The sequence below is a fragment of the Microbacterium sp. NPDC064942 genome (assembly GCF_049545525.1).
Taxonomy (GTDB): domain Bacteria; phylum Actinomycetota; class Actinomycetes; order Actinomycetales; family Microbacteriaceae; genus Microbacterium; species Microbacterium gawkjiense.
Window position 1 is genome coordinate 1 of sequence record NZ_JBMWDR010000008.1, and the last position, 22736, is coordinate 22736.

At 66.5% G+C, this 22736-nt stretch carries 21 protein-coding genes and 1 tRNA gene; 8 read left to right on the forward strand and 14 right to left on the reverse strand.

Annotation, left to right across the window (positions count from 1 at the left end):
• Nucleotides 1-427 precede the first annotated feature (427 nt).
• From ACPEH2_RS12825 to ACPEH2_RS12865, 9 genes are all read right to left on the reverse strand, one after another.
• The gene (locus ACPEH2_RS12825) at nt 428-1270 is read right to left on the reverse strand and encodes a DeoR/GlpR family DNA-binding transcription regulator (protein WP_359920562.1); all 843 of its coding nucleotides are present in this window, start codon (nt 1268-1270) and stop codon (nt 428-430) included.
• 1 nt (nt 1271) lies between these two features.
• Nucleotides 1272-2018, reverse strand: coding sequence for a triose-phosphate isomerase family protein (locus ACPEH2_RS12830; protein ID WP_359920559.1), 747 nt, complete (start codon nt 2016-2018; stop codon nt 1272-1274).
• A 31-nt stretch (nt 2019-2049) separates the two neighbouring features.
• Nucleotides 2050-2523 (reverse strand): ribose-5-phosphate isomerase, encoded by a 474-nt coding sequence (locus ACPEH2_RS12835; protein WP_359920556.1) that lies wholly within the window; start codon nt 2521-2523, stop codon nt 2050-2052.
• A complete protein-coding gene (locus ACPEH2_RS12840; RefSeq protein WP_359920554.1) occupies nt 2523-4277 on the reverse strand; it encodes a dihydroxyacetone kinase family protein in 1755 nt (584 codons plus the stop codon). The genes ACPEH2_RS12835 and ACPEH2_RS12840 overlap by 1 nt, the downstream gene beginning before the upstream one ends.
• Before the next feature lie 96 nt (nt 4278-4373).
• Nucleotides 4374-5363 carry a D-ribose ABC transporter substrate-binding protein gene (locus tag ACPEH2_RS12845; protein WP_359920551.1) on the reverse strand — a complete coding sequence of 330 codons (990 nt, stop codon included), beginning with the start codon at nt 5361-5363 and terminating at the stop codon, nt 4374-4376.
• A 55-nt stretch (nt 5364-5418) separates the two neighbouring features.
• Nucleotides 5419-6537 carry an ABC transporter permease gene (locus tag ACPEH2_RS12850; RefSeq protein ID WP_423718848.1) on the reverse strand — a complete coding sequence of 373 codons (1119 nt, stop codon included), beginning with the start codon at nt 6535-6537 and terminating at the stop codon, nt 5419-5421.
• Between the two features lie 22 nt (nt 6538-6559).
• On the reverse strand, nt 6560-8086 hold the full coding sequence (locus ACPEH2_RS12855) for a sugar ABC transporter ATP-binding protein (RefSeq protein WP_359920545.1): 1527 nt from the start codon (nt 8084-8086) through the stop codon (nt 6560-6562).
• Nucleotides 8083-8736, reverse strand: coding sequence for a DUF2291 family protein (locus ACPEH2_RS12860; protein ID WP_359920542.1), 654 nt, complete (start codon nt 8734-8736; stop codon nt 8083-8085). Before ACPEH2_RS12860 ends, ACPEH2_RS12855 begins: the two co-directional genes overlap by 4 nt.
• Nucleotides 8733-9764 (reverse strand): zinc-dependent alcohol dehydrogenase family protein, encoded by a 1032-nt coding sequence (locus tag ACPEH2_RS12865; RefSeq protein ID WP_359920540.1) that lies wholly within the window; start codon nt 9762-9764, stop codon nt 8733-8735. Before ACPEH2_RS12865 ends, ACPEH2_RS12860 begins: the two co-directional genes overlap by 4 nt.
• Before the next feature lie 220 nt (nt 9765-9984).
• On the opposite strand from ACPEH2_RS12865, the gene tkt reads away from it, so the two are divergent.
• The 4 genes from tkt to ACPEH2_RS12885 are packed head-to-tail and all read left to right on the forward strand — an operon-like array spanning nt 9985 to nt 15180.
• On the forward strand, nt 9985-12066 hold the full coding sequence (gene tkt / locus ACPEH2_RS12870) for a transketolase (RefSeq protein ID WP_359920537.1): 2082 nt from the start codon (nt 9985-9987) through the stop codon (nt 12064-12066).
• Nucleotides 12066-13181: a transaldolase gene (tal, locus tag ACPEH2_RS12875; RefSeq protein ID WP_359920535.1), complete on the forward strand. Its 1116-nt coding sequence runs from the start codon at nt 12066-12068 to the stop codon at nt 13179-13181. The genes tkt and tal overlap by 1 nt, the downstream gene beginning before the upstream one ends.
• 11 nt (nt 13182-13192) lie before the next feature.
• The gene (locus ACPEH2_RS12880; protein ID WP_423718886.1) at nt 13193-14212 is read left to right on the forward strand and encodes an NAD(P)-dependent alcohol dehydrogenase; all 1020 of its coding nucleotides are present in this window, start codon (nt 13193-13195) and stop codon (nt 14210-14212) included.
• A 29-nt stretch (nt 14213-14241) separates the two neighbouring features.
• On the forward strand, nt 14242-15180 hold the full coding sequence (locus ACPEH2_RS12885) for a ribokinase (RefSeq protein WP_359920529.1): 939 nt from the start codon (nt 14242-14244) through the stop codon (nt 15178-15180).
• 233 nt (nt 15181-15413) lie between these two features.
• Here ACPEH2_RS12885 and ACPEH2_RS12890 read toward each other — a convergent pair whose 3' ends face one another.
• Nucleotides 15414-15731, reverse strand: coding sequence for a hypothetical protein (locus ACPEH2_RS12890; protein WP_359920526.1), 318 nt, complete (start codon nt 15729-15731; stop codon nt 15414-15416).
• 104 nt (nt 15732-15835) lie between these two features.
• Here ACPEH2_RS12890 and ACPEH2_RS12895 point away from each other — a divergent pair, with 104 nt between their 5' ends.
• The gene (locus ACPEH2_RS12895) at nt 15836-16387 is read left to right on the forward strand and encodes a hypothetical protein (protein WP_359920523.1); all 552 of its coding nucleotides are present in this window, start codon (nt 15836-15838) and stop codon (nt 16385-16387) included.
• Here the strand turns inward: ACPEH2_RS12895 and ACPEH2_RS12900 are convergent.
• The 3 genes from ACPEH2_RS12900 to ACPEH2_RS12910 all read right to left on the reverse strand — a co-directional run bounded on the left by ACPEH2_RS12900 (nt 16376) and on the right by ACPEH2_RS12910 (nt 18019).
• Nucleotides 16376-16449: transfer RNA gene (locus ACPEH2_RS12900), tRNA-Gly, on the reverse strand. The two genes, ACPEH2_RS12895 and ACPEH2_RS12900, sit on opposite strands and share 12 nt — an antisense overlap.
• A 73-nt stretch (nt 16450-16522) precedes the next feature.
• Nucleotides 16523-16819 (reverse strand): hypothetical protein, encoded by a 297-nt coding sequence (locus ACPEH2_RS12905; protein WP_064002639.1) that lies wholly within the window; start codon nt 16817-16819, stop codon nt 16523-16525.
• A gap of 27 nt (nt 16820-16846) precedes the next feature.
• Nucleotides 16847-18019 carry an MFS transporter gene (locus ACPEH2_RS12910; RefSeq protein WP_423718849.1) on the reverse strand — a complete coding sequence of 391 codons (1173 nt, stop codon included), beginning with the start codon at nt 18017-18019 and terminating at the stop codon, nt 16847-16849.
• Nucleotides 18020-18088: 69 nt separating this feature from the next.
• On the opposite strand from ACPEH2_RS12910, the gene ACPEH2_RS12915 reads away from it, so the two are divergent.
• Together ACPEH2_RS12915 and ACPEH2_RS12920 are read left to right on the forward strand one after the other, a co-directional pair.
• Entirely contained in the window at nt 18089-18961 is an 873-nt protein-coding gene (locus ACPEH2_RS12915) for a LysR family transcriptional regulator (RefSeq protein ID WP_423718850.1), read from the forward strand.
• Between the two features lie 51 nt (nt 18962-19012).
• Entirely contained in the window at nt 19013-20050 is a 1038-nt protein-coding gene (locus tag ACPEH2_RS12920) for a zinc-dependent alcohol dehydrogenase family protein (RefSeq protein ID WP_423718851.1), read from the forward strand.
• Here ACPEH2_RS12920 and ACPEH2_RS12925 read toward each other — a convergent pair.
• A complete protein-coding gene (locus ACPEH2_RS12925) occupies nt 20031-20639 on the reverse strand; it encodes a TetR/AcrR family transcriptional regulator (RefSeq protein WP_217528544.1) in 609 nt (202 codons plus the stop codon). The genes ACPEH2_RS12920 and ACPEH2_RS12925 overlap by 20 nt on opposite strands.
• Nucleotides 20640-20700: 61 nt before the next feature.
• Between ACPEH2_RS12925 and ACPEH2_RS12930 the strand changes: the two genes are divergently transcribed.
• Nucleotides 20701-22722, forward strand: a complete 2022-nt coding sequence (locus tag ACPEH2_RS12930) for a beta-galactosidase (protein ID WP_359920484.1) — start codon at nt 20701-20703, stop codon at nt 22720-22722.
• Nucleotides 22723-22736: the final 14 nt, after the last annotated feature.

Below are 22736 nucleotides of genomic sequence, written 5' to 3' on the forward strand. Positions count from 1 at the left end.
GAGCAACGACCACTGAGCATCCGAGAGCACCTGAAACCGCGTCACGACCTCAGACTCTCAGCGCGCCGCCGAACTATTTGTCAGACACGCCCTAGCGGATGAGGCAGGTGTCCCGTCGCGAACCGGCCACCTTGCGCTCGAAGAACTCATCCAGGTCGGCGCCGTCCAAGCTCGCTCACGACGGGCCGTTACGACGACTCCCGACAAGGTCCTCACCATACTCGCCGCGCATCGCAACCTTGCACGAGATTCCTTCGCCACCACGCGGGCCGAGGAGCTTCGCCGAGCGCCCTGGGCTCGATGTTTCTCCGGCCCTGACCGGGACCAGCAGGGACCGATCAAAGCCGTAGCGCCCCCATTAGGACCGGTAGGGAACCAGTTTCCTCCGCTCGCGTGGCCTGCGACGGATGACGTTCTGGGACCAAACCTAGGCTGCCTGTCGCGGCGATCTGGTCACAACGACGTCGACACCCTGATCGCGGAGCCGTGAAACCTCACGCCGATCGGTCGCGTTGTCCACAATGACCGTATCGAACGCGGTTAGAGGCATGAGCGCGTGAAGCGCTCGCTTTTGGAACTTCGTGTGGTCGACAACCAGAATCCGCCTCGTCGACGAAGCAAACATCGCGCGCTTCACCTCGTTGGTTTCTAGTGACTGGTGGAAGACAACGTCGTCTGTGATTGCCGCCGCCGACATAATGAACAGATCTGCGCGCAGCGCGCCGATCGCGGCAGTGGTGATTCCTCCCATGAAGGCACTGCACCAGTTGAAGTACTGTCCGCCGAGACCGAGTAGCGTGATCCCGCTCGCAGACCGCAGTTCGTCCATGATTGTCAGGGTGTTGGTGATCACCGTTAAAGGACGACGGGTGCGCAGATGAGGTACCAGGTGGAATGTTGTGGTCGAATCATCCAACATGAGAGCCTGGCCCGGTTCGATGAACTCCAACGCGGCCAGAGCGAGCGCCTCCTTCTCGGCGGTCTCGCGGTTCGAACGGTAGACGTCGCTTGACTCAACGAGAGACGTCGACATGGCAGTCGCGACGCCGCGGCTCTTGCGCAGCAGGCCGCGACTTTCGAGCTCGTCGAGATCGCGGTGCACGGTCATCACGCTGATGCCGAACCGCTCAGCGAGCTGCTCTATGCGAACTGTTCCCTCGGCCATGACGACCTCGGTGATTGCCTGTTGCCGTGCCGCTTGGCGGGATTGGCGCGGCTCGGCGTCAATGGATATCTCTGTCATGGCCTTCTCCGCACTGCTGCCGCTCATCTCAAACTAGCGCAACGGCCTCGTCGAGGATGCGCGCGAACTGGCGGGGGTCATGCGCGAAGCGGCCAAGGAACAGCCCATCCACCGCACCCCCGAGTTGAGTGAGCGATCCCGGCTGCGCCGAGCCTCCGTAGATCACCCGGGTCGTGTCGAAGCGGGAGTCATCGTGCAACCGCTTCCGTAGCGCTGTCACGACGGCGACGACATGGTCGGTCGCGGCTGCCTCGCCCTGCCCGATTGCCCACGCCGGTTCGTACGCGACGATGATGTCCGCATCGGAGGTGTCGCTTGCCTGCAGTGCACTCTCTACTTGCGCGACGCAGACGGCTGCGGCGTCCAACGCGCTGATCCGGTCGTGCTCGCCGACGCATAGAACGGGAACGAGATGGTTGCGAAAAGCAGCCGCGACCTTATTAGTGATCGTCTGATCGCTCTCGCCGAAGATAGTCCGTCGCTCAGCGTGACCGACCTCGACGAGCGCACATCCGACTGCGCGCAGGTCCTCACCACTGATGGCGCCAGTGTAGGCCCCTCGGTCGTCCCAATGCAGGTCCTGGGCACCGACGCGCACAGGTGTATCGGCAAACTCCTGTAGTACCTGTGGAAGCGATGGAAGGGAAGGCAGCACAAAGACTTCCACCCTGCGCCCGACCACTGCGGGGTGCCACTTGCAGAGCGCAGCCACCTCGCGGGCCCAGCGCGCCGTCTGCTCAACATCAAGATAGAGCTTCAGACTGACCCCGAGCATTACTGGCCGCGCTGCTACTGCGGAGCCAAGCTCAACCACAAGCGCCTGTTTGCTCGTATTCGCCGATCAGCTTCACCTTCTCGGCAGACGCTGACCCCTCGTCGAACACGTAATCAAGCCACTCCCGCGCCAGTCGCCGTGCGAGTTCGAGCCCGACGACGCGTTGCCCGAATGTGAGGACCTGAGCGTTATTGCTGAGGACGCTCCGTTCAACGCTGAAGCTGTCGTGGGCGGTGACGGCGCGAACACCCGGAACTTTATTCGCGGCGATGGCGACGCCCAATCCTGTGCCGCAGATAAGCAGAGCACGGTCGGCCGTACCGTCCTTGATCCGCTCGGCCGCTTCGATCGCGACACGCGGGTAGGCGGTGTTGCCGTTCGAGTCGACGCCGACATCGACTACTGACTGGACTCGTGGATCCTTCAATAGGTCGGCTTTCAGCGCTTCCTTGTATTCGTAACCCGCGTCGTCCGATCCGACAACGATGCGCCACTGGTGAGTCATTAGTGCTCCTTCTGCATGTGTTCTTCGTATGCCCGCTGCAGTACTCGGGCTACCTCGGACATCGAGCGGGCGAGTGAGATCGCGCCGGGATCAGGGGTGCCGAGACTCCTCTCCATGTGAGGACGAGCGCGGCCCATCCTCGGCAGGAGGTCCGCCGTCGCGGCTGCGGCCACTGCGGCGACCGCAGCCGCATCGGCCCAGGCCGCGCGCAGTGTCGTTCCCTCTGTGACACGCTCGTCGAGGGTGTGGGCGAACGGCACCAGCGCATCTACGAGCGTTTTGTCGCCCACGTCAGCCTTACCAAAGCCCTGAACGGCCTCTCGTGCGGCGTTCACTCCCGCTGCCACCGTCCGCGCGTTCGGTGCGCGGTCGTCGCCGATCGCGTCGCCGATGGCGCGCAGCCCCATGCCCCATAGTGCGCCCGAAGTGCCGCCGGCGCGGTCGGCCCACGCGTCACCGGCGTGAGTTAGCACGGTTCCTGCCCCGGCATCGAGGGCTACAGCGGCTGCCGCCGCCTCCGCGGCGGCACGGGCGCCGCGCTGCATACCGATGCCGTGGTCCCCGTCGCCCGCGATGGCGTCAAGGCGGCCGAGTTCGTCCACGTCACGGTCGATAAGGTCGCGGATCGCCGCGATCGCAGTCGCCACGACACGGCCCGCGGCAGATGATTCAGGCGACGCGCCTTTGATGCTCACCGGCGTGGTCACTTCGCTGTCAACGGCTTCGACGTCCACACCCGATATATCGATCTTCCCCTTGCGGTATGCCGGGGTGTAGGTCGGTGAGGTCCACGCCCTTTCGAGTTGCTCGTCGAGCCAGAAGAGTGTGAGCGACAGGCCAGCCATCTCGAAGCTCGTCGCGTACTCGCCGACTTCAGGGTCGACGATCCCGATCCCTTTCATCGAGAGCTGGCGGGCGACCGCGCGATAGACGACGAAAAGCTCTTCGGCCTTGACCGCGCCCAAACCGTTGATGATGACGCCGACACGCGCGCCCTCGATGTTCGTCACGCTCGCAGGGATCTCGCCAAGGAGCCCGTCGACAAACAGCGTGGCTATTTCGTCAGCAGTACCGAGGGGGCGAACTTCGATGCCCGGTTCACCATGGATGCCCATGCCGATCGCCATCTGCCCTGCGGGAACCGTGAAAAGTGGATCGGAGGCGCCAGGCAAAGTGCACCCGGAGAAGGCGACACCCAGTGAACGCGTGTTCTCGTTCGCGTGCTCAGCGATCTCTGCGACGGTGTTGAGGTCGAACCCTTGCGATGCCGCCCACCCGGCGGCACGGAACACCGCGAGGTCACCGGCGATTCCGCGGCGACGGGCCCGCTCGTCGGGACCAGCGCTGTAGATGTCATCTGTGACACGGACGGTTCGGCAGGGAATCCCCTCGGAGCGCAGGCGTTGCTGCGCTAGGTCAAAGTTCAAGGCATCGCCCGCGTAGTTCCCATAGCTGAGCAGGACGCCGGCGTCGGTCGCGACGGATTTCGCGACGGTGTAAATCTGTTGGCTGCTAGGCGATGCGAACACATTCCCCATAGCGGCAGCGTGTGCGAGGCCGGGACCGACCAGACCGGCGAAGGCGGGATAGTGACCCGACCCGCCACCGATGACGACGGCAACCTCGCCAGCTGGGGTCGCTGTGCGACGAGCGACACCACCGGCCACGCGGCGCACGAGCGCGGCGTGCGCGGAAACGAAGCCCTCCGCAGACTCGTCGGCGAAGTCGGCGGCGGCATTGAGTACGTAGCTCATGATCACTTTCGATGGTCGGGGTGATGCGAGGGGCAGCGCCGAGTGACAGCCGCCCCTCGCTGGCCGCACGTGATTGTGCGACCGGGGGTGTTCCGGTCAGCCGGAATAGGTGAAGGGATCAGTCATCTTGTCGACGTTGTCCTTCGTGATGAGAATGCAGTCGAAGGACTGCTTCTCGGTTTCGGGTGCCGTGCCGGTGCGGATGAACTCGTCGGCCAGGGTGACGGCCTCCTTTGAGAAGACGGCGACCGGCTGGAGCACCGTGTAGGCCAGTTCGCCCGAGCTGACGGCTTCTACTGCGTCGGGAGAGCCGTCGAAGCCGCCAACGACGACGCCCTCGAGCTTGCCGGCTTTCTTGAGCGCTGCGATCGCGCCGAGAGCCATCTCGTCGTTGCCGGAAATGACGCCGTTGATGTCGGAGTTCGCCTGCATGAGCGACTGCATCTTGTCGTGGCCCTTGGTGCGGTCCCAGTCGGCCACCTCTTTGCCAACCGATACGAGGTTGGGATACTGACTGATCACGGTGGTGAAACCATTCGAGCGGGTCTGCGCATTGTTGTCCGAGGGGGCGCCGAACAGTTCGACGAAGTTGCCCTTCTCGCCCATCTGCTTCACCCACTCCTGCGCGCCAATGGCGGCACCCTGAGCGTTGTTCGAGACCAGCTGCGCCTTGGCGAGGCCGGACTCGTTGATCTCTGCGTTCACCAGGAACACCGGAATGCCAGCCGCGTTGGCCTTCTTGACCGCAGCGATCGAACCGTCCGCGTTCGCTGGGTCGAGGATGATCGCCTTCGACTTGTTCGAGATCGCGGTGTCGATCAGGGTGTTCTCAGTGTTCGTGTCGCCCTTGTGAGCCCCAACGGTCGCGTCGTAGCCGAGATCCTCGGCGGCGGCTTTGGCGACGTCGCCTTCTGTCTTCCAGTACGGGTTGGCAGGGTCGTTCACGATGATCGTGATGAGCCCGCCGGCCTCCCCGCTGCCGCCCTCGTTCGAGGTTGCGGGGGCGCTGGACCCGGAGCAGGCGGTGAGGCCGAGGATCAGCGCGCCCGCGGCGACGAGGGCAGCGATTGCCTTCTTACCTACCATTTGTTGCGTCCTTTCTTGATGAATCGGCAGCGGTCGTCGATGCCGAGTTTCGCAGTCAGTCCTTGGCTGCCAGAGGCGAGGACTGGTCCGACGTGTGAGGGGCCGGGGCGGCCGGAGTGGCTGGTGCAGTCGACGCGGCCGGCTTGCGCCGTCGTCCGTACTGCAGGGTGTTGAGCAGCACTGCCACGACGATGACCGCGCCCATGAACACCATCTGCCAGTAGGCGGAGACACCGACGATCACGAGACCGTCGGAGAGGAAGCCGATGACGAATGCGCCGAGCAGCGTCCCGCGGACGTTCCCGCGTCCGCCTGTGAGCGCTGCTCCGCCGATGACCACCGCGGCGATCGCGGTGAGTTCGTATGTGTTGCCAGCGGTCGGCGATGCGCTCGTGAGGGTGGAAGCCAGGATGAGACCAGCGACAGCCGCGCAGACACCCGAGATCACGTAAACCCAGATCTTGACGCTGCGGACGGGGACGCCCGAGAGTTCGGCGGCGCGTTCGTTACCACCCGCGGCATACATCCACCGGCCAAACTTGGTGCGTCCGAGAACGAATCCCAGGATGATCGCGACGATGACCATGATGATCACGCCGACCGGTATACCCAGGATGCGATTGAAGCCAAGCCACTCAAATCCGGTGTTGCCGAGCTGCGAGTCCCCGGCGAGGTTGTTGATTGTGAGCCCATTCGTCATCAGCAACGCGAGGCCTCGGACGACGTAAAGCATGCCCAGCGTCGCGACGAAGGGGGCAACTTTGAACTTCGAGACAAGGATGCCGTTGACCAAACCGATCAGTGCCCCGACGCCGCACGAGAGCAGCATGACCACTGGGACGCTCGGAAACAGCGTGATGCCGAAGATGGTGATCGGCACACCCTGCAGCAGGAAACCGGCGATGATGGCCGAGAAGCCGAGGGTCGATCCCACGGAAAGATCGATACCGCCGTTGAGGATGACCATGAGCATGCCCATGCCCAGCAGCGCGTAGATAGCGACGTGCGACGCCATGATGAGGATGTTCTCGACTGTGAAGTAGTTGGGCGAAAGCAGCGAGAACACCACGATGATGAGGATCAGCGCGAGGAACGCGCGCCCTTCAAGAAGCACCTTCGCGAGCGAGAACTGCTTCCGCTTGTCGATGATCGCGGTGGTTGTGGTCGTCGTCATTGTCGGTCCGTTTCTGGTGCGTTCAGGCCACGGCCTCGCCGGAGGCGGCCATGATCATGTCTTTAGTGGCGTCGGGCCCAAACTCCGCTGAGATCCGACCGCGGCGCATCACGATGATGCGGTGAGCGATGCTGAGGCACTCGCCGACCTCCGAGGTCGAGAACACGACTGCCAACCCGGCGCGGGCACGCTCGGCGAGCAGGCGGAAGACCTCGGCCTTGGCGCCGACGTCGATTCCGCGGCTGGGCTCGTCGAGAAGCATCACGCGCGGCTCCGTTGCGACAATCTTCCCGATCACAACTTTCTGCTGATTGCCGCCCGACAGAGCGCCGATCGGCAACTCTGGACCGGGCGTCTTCACCGTGACCGCCGAGATGAGTTTGAGCGAGCGCCTCTTCTCCGTGCTGCGGGATATGACACCGCGGCGCATGCTGTTATCGAGGCTCGCCAGGGTGAGGTTGGTGCCGACGTCGAAGGTCTGCACCAGACCGTCACGCTGACGGTCCTCGGGAACGAGCCCGATCCCGTCTGCGATCCTCTGGGCGATGGAGTCCTGTAAAACGGATCGCCCGTCGAGGAAGATTTCGCCCGCGGCGACGGGCTCCTTTCCGGCGATTGCTTCCAACAGTTCGGTGCGGCCAGCGCCCATAAGTCCGTAGATGCACACGATCTCCCCAGCGCGGACCTTCAGGTCGAGCCGGTTGACGATCGCGCGCTCGGGGTTCTCGCGATCCAGAACAGTGAGGCCGTTGACGCGAAGCGCGACTTCGCCGAAGGCGTAGCCAGTCGGCGGCGAACCCAAGTCGAAGTTCTCACCGACCATGTTGCGGACGATCCACTCGAGGTCGATCTGGGTGCGCTCACCCTTCGCCGTCATGTTGCCGTCCCTCAGGACGACAGCGTGGTCGGTGACTTCCAGCGCCTCTTCGAGGTGGTGCGAGATGTAGACGATGGCGACACCTCGCGCTAGCAGATCCTGGATAACCCCGAAAAGCACCTCGACTTCGGCGGCGGCCAAAGCGGACGTCGGCTCGTCCATGATCAGGATGCGTGAGTTCGCGGAAAGAGCGCGAGCGATCTCGATGATTTGCTGCTGGCCGACCCGCAGATCGGCCACGAGTGTGCCGGGGTCGATCGGCAACTGAAGCTCGTCCAGCAGCGCCCGGGCTTGTCGAGACTCTTCTGCGAAATCGACCCCGAACGCACCAGCGATCTCTCGCCCCATAAAGATGTTGTCGCGGATCGAAAGGTTCGGAGCGAGGCTGAGCTCCTGGTGGATGATCGAAATGCCTCTGTCGCGGGCCTCGTTCGTCGAGGTGAACACGACGGGCTCTCCGTCGAGGACGATCTCACCGGAAGTCGGTTGCTCGACACCGGACAAAATCTTCATGAGGGTCGACTTGCCAGCACCGTTCTCACCGAACAGCGTCGTCACAGTGCCTCTGCGGATCTCGAAGTTGACGCCTTTGAGTGCGCGGGTGCCACCGTATGTCTTGACGATGTTGCGCGCTTCGAGTACGACGTCGTCGGGGATCGACCGGCCGTTCACTGCGTACTCACTTCGACCGGGGTGACTAGCCAGGCGGCCGGGTTCACCAGCGTGAACGCTCCTGTGACCGTGATTGTGCTTCCGGTCAGGGTGGCCGTGTCGAGGTCAGCGAGTACTGAGGTCTTGAGTTCGTCATTCAAGGACGCGGCGGCATTCTGGTAGTCGATCTGGTTCGTGAACTGTCCGAACGTGATGTCGCCGGTCGCGTCGCGCAGGTCAGTACCGTTGATTGCCGGGCCGGTCTGCACACGAATGAGCAGATCGTCGGAAACACCCTCCACATCCACGGCATAGATGCCGGACTGGCCCTCACCGACGAGCCCGGTGAACTTCACGCTGTAGACGGGGCCGCCCGAACTCTGGACTGCGTACTCTTCGGCGGCGGCATCGGGGTCGACGGCGATCGCATCGGCGAGCGTCGCCGCGTCGACGGCCTTATCGACGATTGCTGATTGGACCTCCGGAAAGGTCTCCGCGCCGAAGGTCGCTGGATCGAACTCAACGGTTCCCTGGGCGAGCGGATCGTCGTTCGAGACGACCTTCGTCCCGAGCACTATGCCGACGATGAGAACCGCGATGACGCCAACCCAGATCCCGCGCCGGGCGCCCACGGAGAGAGTGCGTCCCCGGCGGGTCGTGATGGCGCTCAAAGGAGCACCCGCGATGCGGAATCGTTGGGGCGGATCTGAAGCTTGCGCCCCTCGCCCTTGCGGAACATCTCGAGCGCCTGGGTGTAGTCGTCAAGCGTGAAGGAGTGGCTGATCATCGCGGTCGCGTTAATGGCGCCCGCCTCGAAAAGCTCAACTGCGCGGCCGAAGGAGTTCAGCACCGCCATCGTGCCGACGATGGAGATCTCGTCGCGGTAGATGCGGAACGGCGAGAACTGTGCAGTGCGATCGGCGGGCGCCACCCCGAAGTCTTGGAAGAAGCCGGCAGGCTTAACGCGGGTAAGCGCGTCTTCGATTGCACGGATGTTGCCGGTGCAGTCGATGACGACATCCCACTTGTCACGGTCGGCCTGATCGGCGTTGGTGTAACGAAGCTTGATTCCACATTCCTCTGCCGTCTTCAGGCGTTCCTCGTTGAGGTCCACGATCGTGACGGTCGACGCACCCGCTCGGCTGGCGAGCTGGGCCATGAGGAGACCCATTGTCCCCGCGCCATAGACGAGGACGTGGTCGCCGAGGCGTCGGGGCAGGACGTCCCACCCTCGAATCGCGCAGGCGAGCGGCTCGATGAGTGCCGCCTCGTAAAGGTCGGTCTCCGGCTTCAGTTTGTAAACATTGCCTGCCGGGGCTGTGAAGAACTGCTGGGAAGCACCGTCAGACGCCACCACGCCGAGACCATTCCAGAAACGACAAAGGTTCTGATGGCCGTTGAGGCAGTACTCACACTCCCCACACGTAGTGCTCGGGTTGACGGCGACGTGGTCGCCGAGCTGGAAGTCGAAGACGCCATTGTTGACACCTTCCCCCAGGGCGACGATTGTTCCGGTCGCCTCGTGGCCCGGTACAAGGGGGAACACGGTCCCTTCGAACTCACCGTCAAACACGTGGGTGTCCGTGCCGCAGATCCCGACCGCCGCGGTCTTGATGAGGATCTCTTTGTAACCCGGCTCGGGCATCGCCCGGTCCTCCAGGACCAGCTCACCTTCCGAGGTGAAGACAACTGCGCGCATCATTGCTCCCGTTCCCGTCGCCGTCGACGCATCCCTGCGAGCGACGGTGCTCGATCTCAGTTCCGTACAAGGCCCGAGGCCTCAAGAACAGTTTGCGGGGATCCCCCCGTGTTATATCTGATGTGATCTTGTCACTTCATCCCGTGATATGCAACATTGGATTTCACACCTGAGCGGGGTTGCGCTGATGCGATCACCGCGCCGTAGCGAAAGGGCTCGAATGTCGGAGCTGACGTGGGACGAAGTCGACCAGCGAGCGGTGGATACTGCTCGAATGCTGGCTGCAGACGCCGTGGAGAGGGCTGGCAACGGACATCCAGGCACCGCCATGAGCCTGGCGCCGGTGGCGTACCTGTTGTATCAACGCGTGATGAAGCACGATCCCGCAGATACTCAGTGGCTGGGTCGTGATCGGTTCATCTTGTCCGCGGGCCACTCCTCGCTCACTCAGTACGTCCAGCTTTACCTGGGCGGTTTCGGGCTTGAGCTCAGCGACCTCGAAGCGTTGCGGACCTGGGGCTCGACCACCCCCGGCCACCCCGAGTTCGGACACACGCCGGGCGTGGAGATCACGACTGGCCCTCTCGGAACCGGCATCGCTTCCGCAGTGGGCTTCTCGTACGCGACGCGGTACGAGCGGGGGTTGTTCGACCCTGATGCGCCATGGGGCACAAGCCCTTTCGATCACTTCGTCTACGTCATCGCAGGCGACGGCGACCTCCAAGAGGGTGTCTCTGGCGAGGCTGCATCCCTCGCGGGGCATCAACAGCTTGGAAATCTCATCGCGATCTACGACGCCAACCAGATCTCGATTGAAGGCGACACCGACGTCGCGTTCACTGAGGACGTCGCCGCGCGGTACCACGCATACGGCTGGGATGTCCGAGAGGTCGACTGGTCCGCCAGCGGCAGGTACGTCGAGGACATACCCGCGCTGTTCGAAGCGATCGAGGCAGCAAAGTCGGTCGTCGACAAGCCCTCTCTCATCGTGCTGCGCACAATAATCGGTTGGCCAGCGCCGAACAAGCGCGGTACTGAGTCCGCTCATGGGTCTGCGCTGGGTGCCGCAGAGATCGCCGCGACGAAGGAACTGCTTGGCTTCGACCCCTCGGCCTCGTTCGTGGTCGAGTCGGTCGTTATCCGTCACACCCGCGCCCTTCGGGAGCGGGCGGTGGCGGTCCGGTCCGCGTGGCAAGAGTCTTTCGATGCCTGGGCTGTCGCGAATCCCGAGCGCAGCTTGCTGCTCGATCGCCTCAAGGCCGGCGAGCTGCCGGACGGTGTCTTCAAGGCCATTCCGGTGTGGGAGCAGGGCGCGTCAGTGTCGACGCGGGCGGCGAGCGGCGCCGTTATCAACGCGCTCGCGGGTGAGCTTCCCGAGTTGTGGGGCGGGTCGGCCGACCTCGCCGGCTCCAACAACACGACGATCGAGGGTGCGCTCAGCTTCCTGCCGGAGGGCGGCTCGACACACGACTGGACTGGCAACCCTTACGGACGTGTGCTTCATTTCGGTATCCGCGAGTTCGCGATGGGCGCGATCCTCAATGGGATCGTTCTTCATGGACCGACGCGACCATTCGGTGGCACATTCCTGATCTTCAGCGATTACATGAGGCCTGCGGTGCGGCTGGCAGCACTCATGCGCATCCCATCCATCTTTGTGTGGACCCATGACTCGGTTGCGCTCGGCGCGGACGGACCGACTCACCAGCCGATCGAGCAGCTGTCTTCGCTGCGCGCTATTCCCGGGCTCGACATTGTGAGGCCGGCAGACGCTAATGAGACGGCCTGGGCATGGCACGCGATCCTCTCGCGGCGCTCGGGCCCGGCCGGACTCGCGCTGTCACGGCAAGATCTGCCGGTTCTGACGACGGGTGAGCAAACCGCTCGGGGTGCCTACATTCTCGCCGAAGCGGAGGGCGACCTGCACGCGATCATCATGGCGTCGGGCTCCGAGGTTCGTCTCGCCCTCGAGGCGCGCACGGCCTTGCAAGCCGAGGGGATCGGGGTGCGCGTCGTTTCGGCGCCTTGCCTGGAATGGTTTGAGGAGCAGAGCGAGAGCTATCGCGCAGAGGTGCTGCCCGCCGAGGTAGGTGCGCGGGTGTCGGTGGAGGCAGGCCTTGCCCTCAGCTGGTGGCGTTACCTCGGCACTCATGGACGTGCTGTGTCGATCGAACATTTTGGCGCCTCCGCCGACGGCGCGCACCTGATGACGCGGTTCGGTATCACGGTCGAGGCGGTGGTCGCAGTTACGCGAGCTGCTATCGCCGCCGTGGCGACAGCTGCGTCCACCGAGGTGAACTGATGACCACCCCGACGCACGACTTGGCCGCGGCCGGCGTCAGCATCTGGCTCGACGACCTGTCCCGCCGCCGAATCCGAACTGGCAATCTGCAGGAGCTGATCGAAACCCGCGACGTCACAGGTGTCACGACTAATCCGACGATCTTCCAGGCGGCCATCGGTAACCCTGACGACGACTCCTACGCGTCCGCGCTGGCGTCGCTCGCAGTCGCCGGCGCAGACGCGGACAGAGCGATCTTCGCCCTCACGACCGATGATGTCCGAGACGCGTGCGACGTGTTCCGCCCCGTGTTCGACCTCACTGGCGGAGTGGACGGTCGAGTGTCGATCGAGGTCTCACCTGATCTCGCGCACGACACGAAGGGGACGATTGCGGAAGCGAAGCGACTGTGGGCCGTGGTTGGCCGCCGCAACGCCCTCATTAAGATCCCGGCTACAACGGCTGGGCTCCCCGCGATCACCGCGGTGATCGGCGAGGGTATCTCGGTCAATGTCACGCTCATCTTCTCGCTCGAGCGTTACACCAATGTCATCGACGCCTACCTCGCCGGCGTCCGCTTGGCGCGCGCAAGACGGATCGACCTCACGACGATCCACTCCGTCGCGTCGTTCTTCGTGTCACGGGTCGACAGTGAGGTCGACAAGCGCCTCGTCGGCATCGGGACCGAGGAGGCGTTGTCCCTTCGCGGGCAGGCGGGAGTCGCCAACGCACGTTTGGCTTACGAGTTGTTCACGGACCGCTTTGCGGAACCGGGCGTGCGCAAGCTACTCGCTGCCGGCGCTAACGCGCAGCGCCCGCTGTGGGCATCGACGGGGGTAAAGGATCCCGTGCTTCCTGACACCTTGTACGTCAGCGAACTCGTTGCCCGGTGGACCGTGAACACAATGCCAGAGAAGACGCTCGAGGCGACGTTCGATCACGCCCGCATTACTGGTGACACCATCACACCTAGATATGCCGACGCGCACGCTGTTTTCGACCGCCTCGGGAAGGTCGGGGTTGATTTCGCCGACGTCACGCAGACGCTTGAGGACGAGGGAGTCGCCAAGTTCGTCGACTCCTGGCGCGAACTGCGTCGAACTGTAGATGCTGTGCTCGAAGGGAACAGGTCGTGACTGGACAGACGATGATGGCGAGCGTCCTCGTGCGGGCTCAGCAGATTGAGATGGAGCGGCGGCCGGTCCCACGGCCAGCGCACGACGAAGTACTCGTGCGCGTCACCGCCGTCGGCGTTTGCGGCTCAGATGCTCACTTCTACCACGATGGGCGTCTCGGTGACTGGGTGGTGAGCGAGCCCCTGGTCCTTGGGCATGAGGCTGGCGGCTTGATCGTGGGGGTTGGCTCCGGGGTGGATCCCGGTCGGGTTGGTGAGCGTGTGTCCATCGAACCGCAGCATCCGTCCGCGGGCTCGCGGGAGACCCTTCGCGGCGACTACAACCTCGATCCGCACATGCGCTTCTACGCTGTCCCGGGCACTGATGGTGCGTTCCAGGAGTATGTGACGATCCAAAGCCATTTTGCCCACCCAGTGCCTGACACTGTAAGCGACCAAGCCGCGGCGCTCATGGAACCGCTATCGGTCGCGATCGCGGCGGCGCGCAAGGCTGGGTTCGCGCCTGGCATGCGGGTGCTGATTAGCGGCGCAGGCCCCGTAGGGATCGCCATCACTCAGGTGGCGCGAGCCTACGGCGTTACCGATATCGCGGTCTCCGATGTCGCGACAGCACGGCGCGAGTCGGCCTTGCGTTTCGGTGCGACCGAAGTGTTCGACCCTGCGGTGACTATGCCGGGCGACGTCCTCGAAACTGACGCCTTCGTTGATGCCTCGGGCGCGGCGACTGCCGTCCTCGGCGGTATCTCGACGGTCAGCCCAGGGGGACGGGTCGTCCTTGTCGGAATGGGGGCGACGGAAATCTCTCTGCCGGTCACGACCATCCAGAACCGTGAACTCACTGTGACAGGTGTCTTTCGCTATGCCAACACCTGGCCGACCGCGATCGCGATGGCCGCTCACGGTCAGGTCGATCTGGACGCGATGGTGACAGGGACATTCGCGCTCGACGAGGTGCAGGCCGCTCTCGAGTCGACGCACGATTCCCGCACGATGAAGTCGGTCGTACAGCCGTTCCGCCGTACTGACGGATAGGATCGGCGCCCGGCGGAAGGCCTCAATACATGTCAGATTCGCGCATAGTCGTCGTAGGGTCCCTGAATCTCGACCGCACTTACACGGTGAGGAAGCTCCCGCGCGAGGGCGAGTCCCTCCACGCCGACGATCATCGGACATCGCCGGGTGGTAAGGGCGCCAATCAGGCCGTTGCTGCGGCGCGGATGGGGGCCTCAGTTTCGCTCGTGGGCGCGGTAGGCGCTGACCGCGCCGGCACGAAGCTACGAAACGCCGCAGCCGATGCCGGAGTCGACGTCACTCATGTTCGTGTAGATCAGACCAACCCGACCGGAGAGGCGGTCATCCTCGTGGACGAGCTCGGTCGCAACCTGATCATTGTCTCGCGGGGCGCGAACGATGCCGTCAGCGCGCGTGATGTGACGGGTGCAGGCATTCCGGCTGGTTGGATCGTTAGCGGCTTCGAAGTGCCCGACAGTGCGGTCGTCGAGGCCGCCCGCCGAGCTCGCGAGATCGGAGCCCGCTTCGTGCTCAACCCGTCGCCATTTCGCGCGATTCCCGAGCCGGTGGTGGGTCATATCGACGTCCTGGTGCTCAACGAGCATGAGCTCGAGACTGCGCTCGGCGCCGCGACCCAGACCTCATCCGATGCAGCCCTGCGGGCTGCACGCGATTTGCTCGGGACGGGATTGCTGGTTGTGACTCTAGGTGCCGACGGAGCCGCAGCAGTGTCGGAGGACCACGTCTTCCGCGCCCCGGGACTCGCCGTTTCGGCTGTGGATACGAGTGGCGCCGGTGATGCGTTCACCGGCGTGCTGATCGCCCTTCTGGCTTCGGGGCGGCACCTCGGTCAAGCGCTCGAACGTGCTGTCGCCGCCGCGGCCTATGCTGTCACGCGCCCGGGAACCCAAGGCGCCTATCCAACGGCGGCGGACCTTGACGCCTGGCTTGATCATCGCTCGGAGCTGTCGACCCCGAAGGTGGGATGACGAGCGCCGATCGGGACAAGCCTGCGGGACAGGCCAGTGAAGCCCATGACGGCCGAGTACTCGACCGCAGAGGTGAACTCACTTGTGCCGGCGGCGATGCGTTGGTGAGTGGTGACCTACCAATCGTGAGTCGTCTCCGACGCGATGTACGCCACCGACGAGGCATCTCCTGCCGCGAGAGGCCCGATCATCGTACGGCGCGCGCGAAGCAGGGGGCGAGCGCGCTGCACCCCTCAAGGCAGGTCGGAGTCAGGTATTGCGATCCATACGCTCCCATCACTCTTCAGCCTCAGGGGTGCTTCTTCTGGAGTTACGAATAGCGCGTCCCCCTTGCCGAAGATTCCCCGCTCCGCAGCGCCGATGACCTCGAGATTGCCGCGCTCAACGAGGATGATCCACGGCCCGCTGGACGGCGCCACTACGGGCAAATCTGCTGACTTGATGTGGAGCAAGCTAAACGGCGCCGGCGGGTTGTAAAGTCGCGATCCATCGGACCGCAGTTCTGGTGCAGTGATCTGTGCAGGCTCCTGTTCGAAGGACAGGAGCTTCATGAGTTCTTCGACGTCGATGTGAACGGCTCCACCTGGACCCCGGAGTGCCGGTCCTGTTCGGTGAGTACTCCCTGTACTACTACGACGACGTCTGGGCTCGGTGGATGGCGGGACGCAACGCCCAGAACCAGTCATGGTCGAACTGGACCTCTAAGGTCAAGGGTGGCGACGCCGACGGTCAGAGCTACTGGGGCTTCTATTCGAACAACTCCGCACCCGTGCCGGTGATCAACAACGACAACTCGGCCACGTTCACCCAGAAACTGCAGCGGTTCAACACCACCGTGTTTGCAAGGAACGGTCGAATGGCGGCTACCGTCCCAAAGTACTCAGGCGGGCTGAGCACCTTCAATCCCGAGCAGATCAGCAAAGCCGGTTGGGTCGCCACGGCATCCAGTCCCGGTGTGGGTGGATCACCCGCCGGCGGGATCGACGGCAACATCTCCACCCAGTGGAACACCGGCGGTAATGCATCGTCGCGACGTCAGAGGACTTCGCGTGCGGGTCGACGCGCCAGATCCAGGTCGGGCGAGGTGTCCCCGGGCGACGACTTCGTGCAAATAGAGACGCTGGCCGGACCGATTTGTGGAGTCCGCAGTCCGGACTACCTCAAGAAAGTCCGAACTGGGTCGAGAAGTGACAAGTGGAGGGGCTGACGGGAATCGAACCCGCGCTGTCTGCTTGGGAAGCAGAAGTTCTGCCATTGAACTACAGCCCCGTGCGCCCGGAGGCACCCGGCAAGCCTAGCAAGACCGGGAGCCGTTCGACCGAACGCAGACCGGGAGTGCCGGTCAGTCCGTGGCGGCGGGCGGCTGTCCCGGGCCCTGCGGCGGCTGTCCGGGGTGCGGCGGCTGGCCGGGGTGCGGCGGCTGGCCGCCCGGGTACCCGCCGCCGGGGTAGGGCGGCCCGGGGCGCGGCGCGAAGACCATGCCGCTCTCCTGCATCGCGCGCAGCATCCCGTTCTTCACCGCGGTTCGCTGGATGAGGTAGCCCACCCAGATCATGAGGGCGATGAAACCCAGGTAGAGCACGATCATGAGGATCACGAAACCGGCGCCGAGCCCTGCGTACTGTCCGTAGCTGTCCATGCCCGCACCCTATCGGCGGGTGCGACATCAGTCACGCACGGCGAGCGAGCAGACCACGACGAGCACGCCGAGCCCCGCGACGAGCCCCGCCAGGGCGAGCCACCCACCTGCCGTCCACGCGGCAGCGCCCACCGTGCCGATGACGCTCGAGCCCACGTAGTAGGCGACGCTGTACAGCGCAACCGCGTGCTGCCGCCCCGACCCACCCGCGCGGGCGGTGGCCGCGTTCGCGGTCGCGTGCGCGAGGAACATCCCCGCCGTGATGAGCAGGATGCCGGCGACGATCACCGCCACGCCCGATGCGATCGTCACGGCGGCGCCGACGGTCATCAGTGCGCCGCCGGCGACCAGCGGCATCCGTGTTCCCCATCGGTGGACGAGCGCGCCCGACAGGCGCGAGGTCACGGTGCCCGACAGGTACGTCAGGAACACCACCGACACCGCCGTCGCGCTCAGGAAGTACGGCGCCGCCTCGAGGCGGAACCCGATCGCGTTGAACACGGCTACCATCGCACCGACGACCATCGCCCCGATCGCGTACAGCGGCAGCGCCCGCACGTTGACGGCCTGACGCCCGAGCGTCCGCAGACTGCTGCGCAACGGCACGACGCGGTGCGGCGCGGTCGCCGGCAGCAGCACGGCGAACAGCACCGTGAGCGCCGCCGCCAGCACCCCCATCAGCTCGAGCGACAGCCGCCACCCGACGAGCTCGCCCACCGGCGCCGCGACCAGCCGGCCGGCCAGACCGCCTACGCTCGTCGCCGCCACGTAGGCGCCCGCGGCGACACCGGCGCGATGCGGACCGGCCGCCTCGTGCAGGTAGGCGACCGCCAGGGCCGGGATGCCGCCGAGCGCCGCCCCGAGCAGGAACCGCCCCGCGAGCAACCCGGCGAACCCCGGCAGCAGGGGCGACGCGATCGCGATGACGGCGGCGGCCACCGCTGCGACCTGCAGCATCCGTCGGCGTCCGAAGCGGTCGGCGGCCAGCGCCCACGGCAGGATCGCGAGGGCGAGGCCGAGCGTGGCCGACGACACGACCCACGAGGCGTCGGCGGCGGTCAGGCCGTAGGTCTCGGCGATGCCGGTCAGCAGCCCTTGCGGGGCGTACAGCACGCCGAAGGTCGCGATCCCCGTCGTCCACATCGCCGCACCGAGCCGACGCGGAGCGGCGGTCACGGTGGGGATGTCGAGAGTCGTCACCCACCCCACGGTAGGCATACTTCTCATTCGGATCCAATACCGGTTCACGACAAGCGATACCATTGGCGCATGAGTCGCCTCGCCGCGCTGCTGCCGCACCTGCCCCTGCTCGACGCGCTCGGCCGCGACGAGCACGTCACCCGTGCGGCGCAGTCCCTCGGTGTCCCGCAGCCGAGCGTCAGCCGCGCGCTCCGGCAGCTCGAGGCGCAGCTGGGCGTCGCGCTCGTGGCGCCCGAGGGTCGTGGCATCCGTCTCACCCCCGCGGCGAAGCGGATGCTGCCCGGCGTCCGCGTCGCCCTCCGCGCCGCGCAGGACGCCATCGACTCGCTCGACGAGGCGCGCGCGACCGTCTCGCTCGCCTTTCAGAACTCGCTCGGCGAGAACCTGGTGCCCCGCCTCGTCCGGCGCCTGCGCGAGGAGCGCCCCGACATCCAGATCCGCCTCTGGCAGGGCGCCCGCGACGCGTGCCTCGCCGAGCTCGCCTCGGGGCGCACCGACCTCGCGATCGTCTCGGGGGCCGCCGCGGCGGGCGAGGCATCCGTCCACCTCTACGACGAGCCGCTCGTCGCCGTCGTGCCCGCCGGGCACCGCCTCGCGACCGCACGCCGGGTCACACTCGCCGACGTCGTCGCCGAGACCCACGTGACCCTCAAACCGGGCTACGGCCTGCGCCGCACCCTCGAGCAGCTCGTCGCCGCCGAGGACGCCGACCTGCGCATCGCCTTCGAGGGCGACGACCTGCGCACCCTCCACGGCCTCGTCGCGGCGGGCCTCGGCATCGCCGTCGGGCCCGAGGTGCCGCATCCGCTCGACGGCTGCGTGCAGCGGCTCATCGACGATCCGCGCGCGGTGCGCGACATGGGCGCGGTCTTCCACCCCGGCACCCGGCCGCCCGCCGTCGACGACGTGCTGCAGGTGCTCATCGACGTCGCCCGCGGCTGACCCGCGGCCGCAGCGGCAGAATCGAAACGGACGGATGCGACGGAGGCTGCAGTGCGCGCGATGATCATGGACCGGATCGCCGGGCCCCTCACCGTGACCGAGGTGCCCGACCCGGTCGCCCCCGACGGCGGCGCGGTCGTCGAGGTGCACGCCACGGGGCTGTGCCGCAGCGACTGGCACGCGTGGGTCGGGCACGACGACATCGCCCTGCCGCACGTCCCGGGCCACGAGCTCGCCGGCGTCGTGGCGGCGGTGGGGCGCGGTGTCGAGCGCTGGAACGTCGGCGACCGCGTGACGGTCCCCTTCGTCTGCGGATGCGGCCGGTGCGAATGGTGCCTCGCCGGCGACGCGCAGGTGTGCCCGAACCAGCAGCAGCCGGGCTTCACCCACTGGGGCTCGTTCGCCGAGCGCGTCGTGATCCACGCGGTCGACCGCAACCTCGTCGCCGTGCCCGAGGGGATCTCGCTCGAATCGGCTGCGGCGCTCGGATGCCGCTTCGCCACCGCCTACCGCGCCCTCACCGCGCGTGCCCGCCTGCGTGCGGGGGAGTGGGTCGTCGTCGTCGGCGCCGGCGGGGTCGGTCTCAGCGCCGTCATGATCGCGACGGCGCTCGGCGCGCGGGTCGTCGCCGTCGACCGCTCCGCCGCATCCCTCGACGTCGCGCGCCGTCTGGGCGCGGAGCACGTCGTCCGCGCCGACGGCTCCGACATCCCCGCCGCGGTCCACGAGGTCACCGGCGGCGGCGCGCACGTGTCGGTCGACGCCGTCGGCAGCGAGCAGACCTGCGCTGACGCCGTCCTCAGCCTGCGCCGCCGCGGCCGACACGTGCAGGTCGGGCTGCTGCCCTCGGCATCCGGTCTCTCCGCGGTGCCCATGGCCCGGGCCATCGCGTGGGAGCTCGACCTGCTCGGCAGCCACGGCATGGCAGCCGAGGACTACCCCGGGATGCTGCAGCTCATCGCCCGCGGCACGCTCCGCCCGCAGGACCTCGTCGAGCGGACGGTGTCGCTCGACGAGGCCGCCCAGCTGCTGCCCGCCATGGACACCGCGGCGCCCGCGGGGATGACGATCATCGACCCGCGGCGCTGAACGGCGCCGGCAGGAGCAGCGCATCGAGCGCGACCCGCATCGCGGCGACGGGATCGGTGCCGTCGGCCAGCCAGCGCACCTGGATGCCCTCCCACATCCCGATCACGAGGTCGGCGAGCATGACGGCATCCGTCGTCGTCGTCAGTCTGCCGAGCGACCGGTCGTACTCGATCGCCGCGGCGTACTCGGGGATGACGTCGGCGTACCGTGCGCGCAGCCACGCGTGCGCCTCGTGGTCGGCGTGCGTGGCCTCGGCCTGCACGACCGTGAACATCCGCACGAGTTCGCGCCGACCGAGGTTGCGCTCGACGATCGCGAGGACCGTCGGGATGAAGCCGTCGCGCGCGGCGCGCTGCGAGAAGTCGGTGTCGGCGGCATCCTCCTGCGAAAGGACTGCGGCCAGCAGCGACACCTTCGTCGGGAAGTGGTGCATGACCGTCGTGAGGCTGAGGTCGAGCTGCTTCGCGATCTGGCGCAACGACCCGCCGCGGTAGCCGTGCGTGCCGAAGACGGCCGTCGCGCTCGCGATGATCTCGCTGCGCCGCGCGGCGGACTTCGCGTAGGGGCCCCGGGCAGGCGCTTCGGTCATGACGGCAGTGTAGATCGACTGAAACCGTGCAGATGCACGTTTTTGGGACTAGCGTGGTCGCGTGCAGAACTACCGCTGGGTGAAGGACGGCTCGCAGCAGCCCGGGACGATGCGCTACGGCGCCGACTACAACCCGGAGCAGTGGCCGCGCGAGGTGTGGGACGACGACGTGCGGCTCATGCGCGAAGCGGGTGTCAACATCGTCTCGCTCGGGATCTTCTCCTGGGGCCTGCTCGAACCGCGCCCCGGCGAGTACGACTTCGCGTGGCTCGACGAGATCATCGACCTGCTGTACGCGAACGGCATCGACGTCGACCTCGCGACGGCGACGGCGTCACCGCCGTCGTGGATGGCGCGCCGGCATCCCGAGATCCTCCCGCAGACCGTCGACGGGACCATCCTCTGGCCCGGAGCCCGGCAGCACTGGCGCCCGACGTCGCCCGTCTTCCGTGAGTACGCGCTGCGCCTCGTGCGCGCGCTCGCCGAGCGCTACGGTGATCACCCCGCCGTCGTCGCGTGGCACATCTCGAACGAGCTCGGATGCCACAACCTCTACGACTATTCCGATGACGCCGCCCGCGCATTCCGCGCCTGGCTCGAAGCGCGCTACGGCACGCTCGAGGCGCTCAACGACTCTTGGGGCACGGCCTTCTGGTCGCAGCACTACGAGGAGTGGGACGAGATCCTGCCGCCGCGCTCCGCGCCCACGATCCGCAACCCCGGACAGCAGCTCGACTTCGAGCGGTTCTCGTCGGATGCCGTGCGCGACCACCTGCGCGCCGAGGCCGCGGTGCTCGCCGAGGTGACCCCCGGCATCCCGCGGACGACGAACTTCATGGTCGCGCAGAACGTCCGCGACATCGACTACCCGTCGTGGGTGGGCGACGTCGACTTCGTCTCGAACGACCATTACCTGCGACCGGGCGAGCTCGGCCGCGACGACCTGTCGTTCTGGGCGAACCTCACCGGGAACATCGCCGGCGGGCTGCCGTGGTTCCTCATGGAGCACGCGACGAGCGCCGTGAACTGGCGCGAGGTCAACCCGCCCAAGCGGCCGGGCGAGCTGATGCGCGATGCGCTGACCCACGTCGGGCACGGCGCCGACGCGGTCTGCTACTTCCAGTGGCGGCAGTCGCGCGCCGGCGGTGAGCGGTACCACTCCGGCATGGTGCCGCACGCGGGCGAGCACAGCCGGGTGTTCCGCGACGTCGTGGCCCTCGGCGGGGCGTTGCGCGACCTCGCGCCCGTGCACGGCTCGCGGCGTGAGACCGCGCGCGTCGCGATCGTCTTCGACTACGAGTCGTGGTGGGTCAGCGGGCGCGACGCCCACCCGACCGATGCGCTCGCGTACGACGCCGAGGCGCTCGCCTGGTACCGCGCGCTGCTCGACCTCGGGGTGCGCGCCGACGTGATCCCGATCGGCGCGTCGTTCGACGGCTACGAGGTGCTCATCGCCCCGATGCTGCACGTCGTCCCCGATGAGCTGCGTTCCCGTCTGACGTCGTTCGCGGATGCCGGTGGCCACCTCGTCACGACGTGCTTCTCGGGCATCGTCGATCAGAACGACCGCGTCTGGCTCGGCGGATACCCCGGCGCGCTCCGCGAGCTGCTCGGCGTGACGGTCGAGGAGTTCGTGCCGCTGCTGCCCGGCGAGCGGGTCCCACTCGCCTCGGGTGCCGCGGCGAGTGCCTGGACCGAGCGGATCGTGCACGTCGGCGACGACGTCGAGGTGCTCGATACCTACGCCGAGGGTGACCTGGCGGGTGCGCCCGCGGTGACCCGCCGACGGCTGCGCGCGGGTGGGTCGGCGACCTACATCTCGGCCGACATCGGCCGGGACGGTGTGCGCGGCGTGCTGGCGGGGCTCGGGCTGGCGGCGCTCTCGGGCGACCCGCGGTCGGCCGACGGCCGGCTCGACGTCATCGAGCGCGGCGACGCCGAGGCGCGGTACGTCTTCCTCTCGAACCGCGCCGACGACGAAGTCGTGGCGCCGGTGCACGGCGACGTGCTCGTCGGCGCGGCCGCGGCATCCGGAGTCCTGGTGCCGCCGCGGGGTGTGGTGGTGGTCCGCGTCGCGCGGTGAGGCGCCGGGCGGCC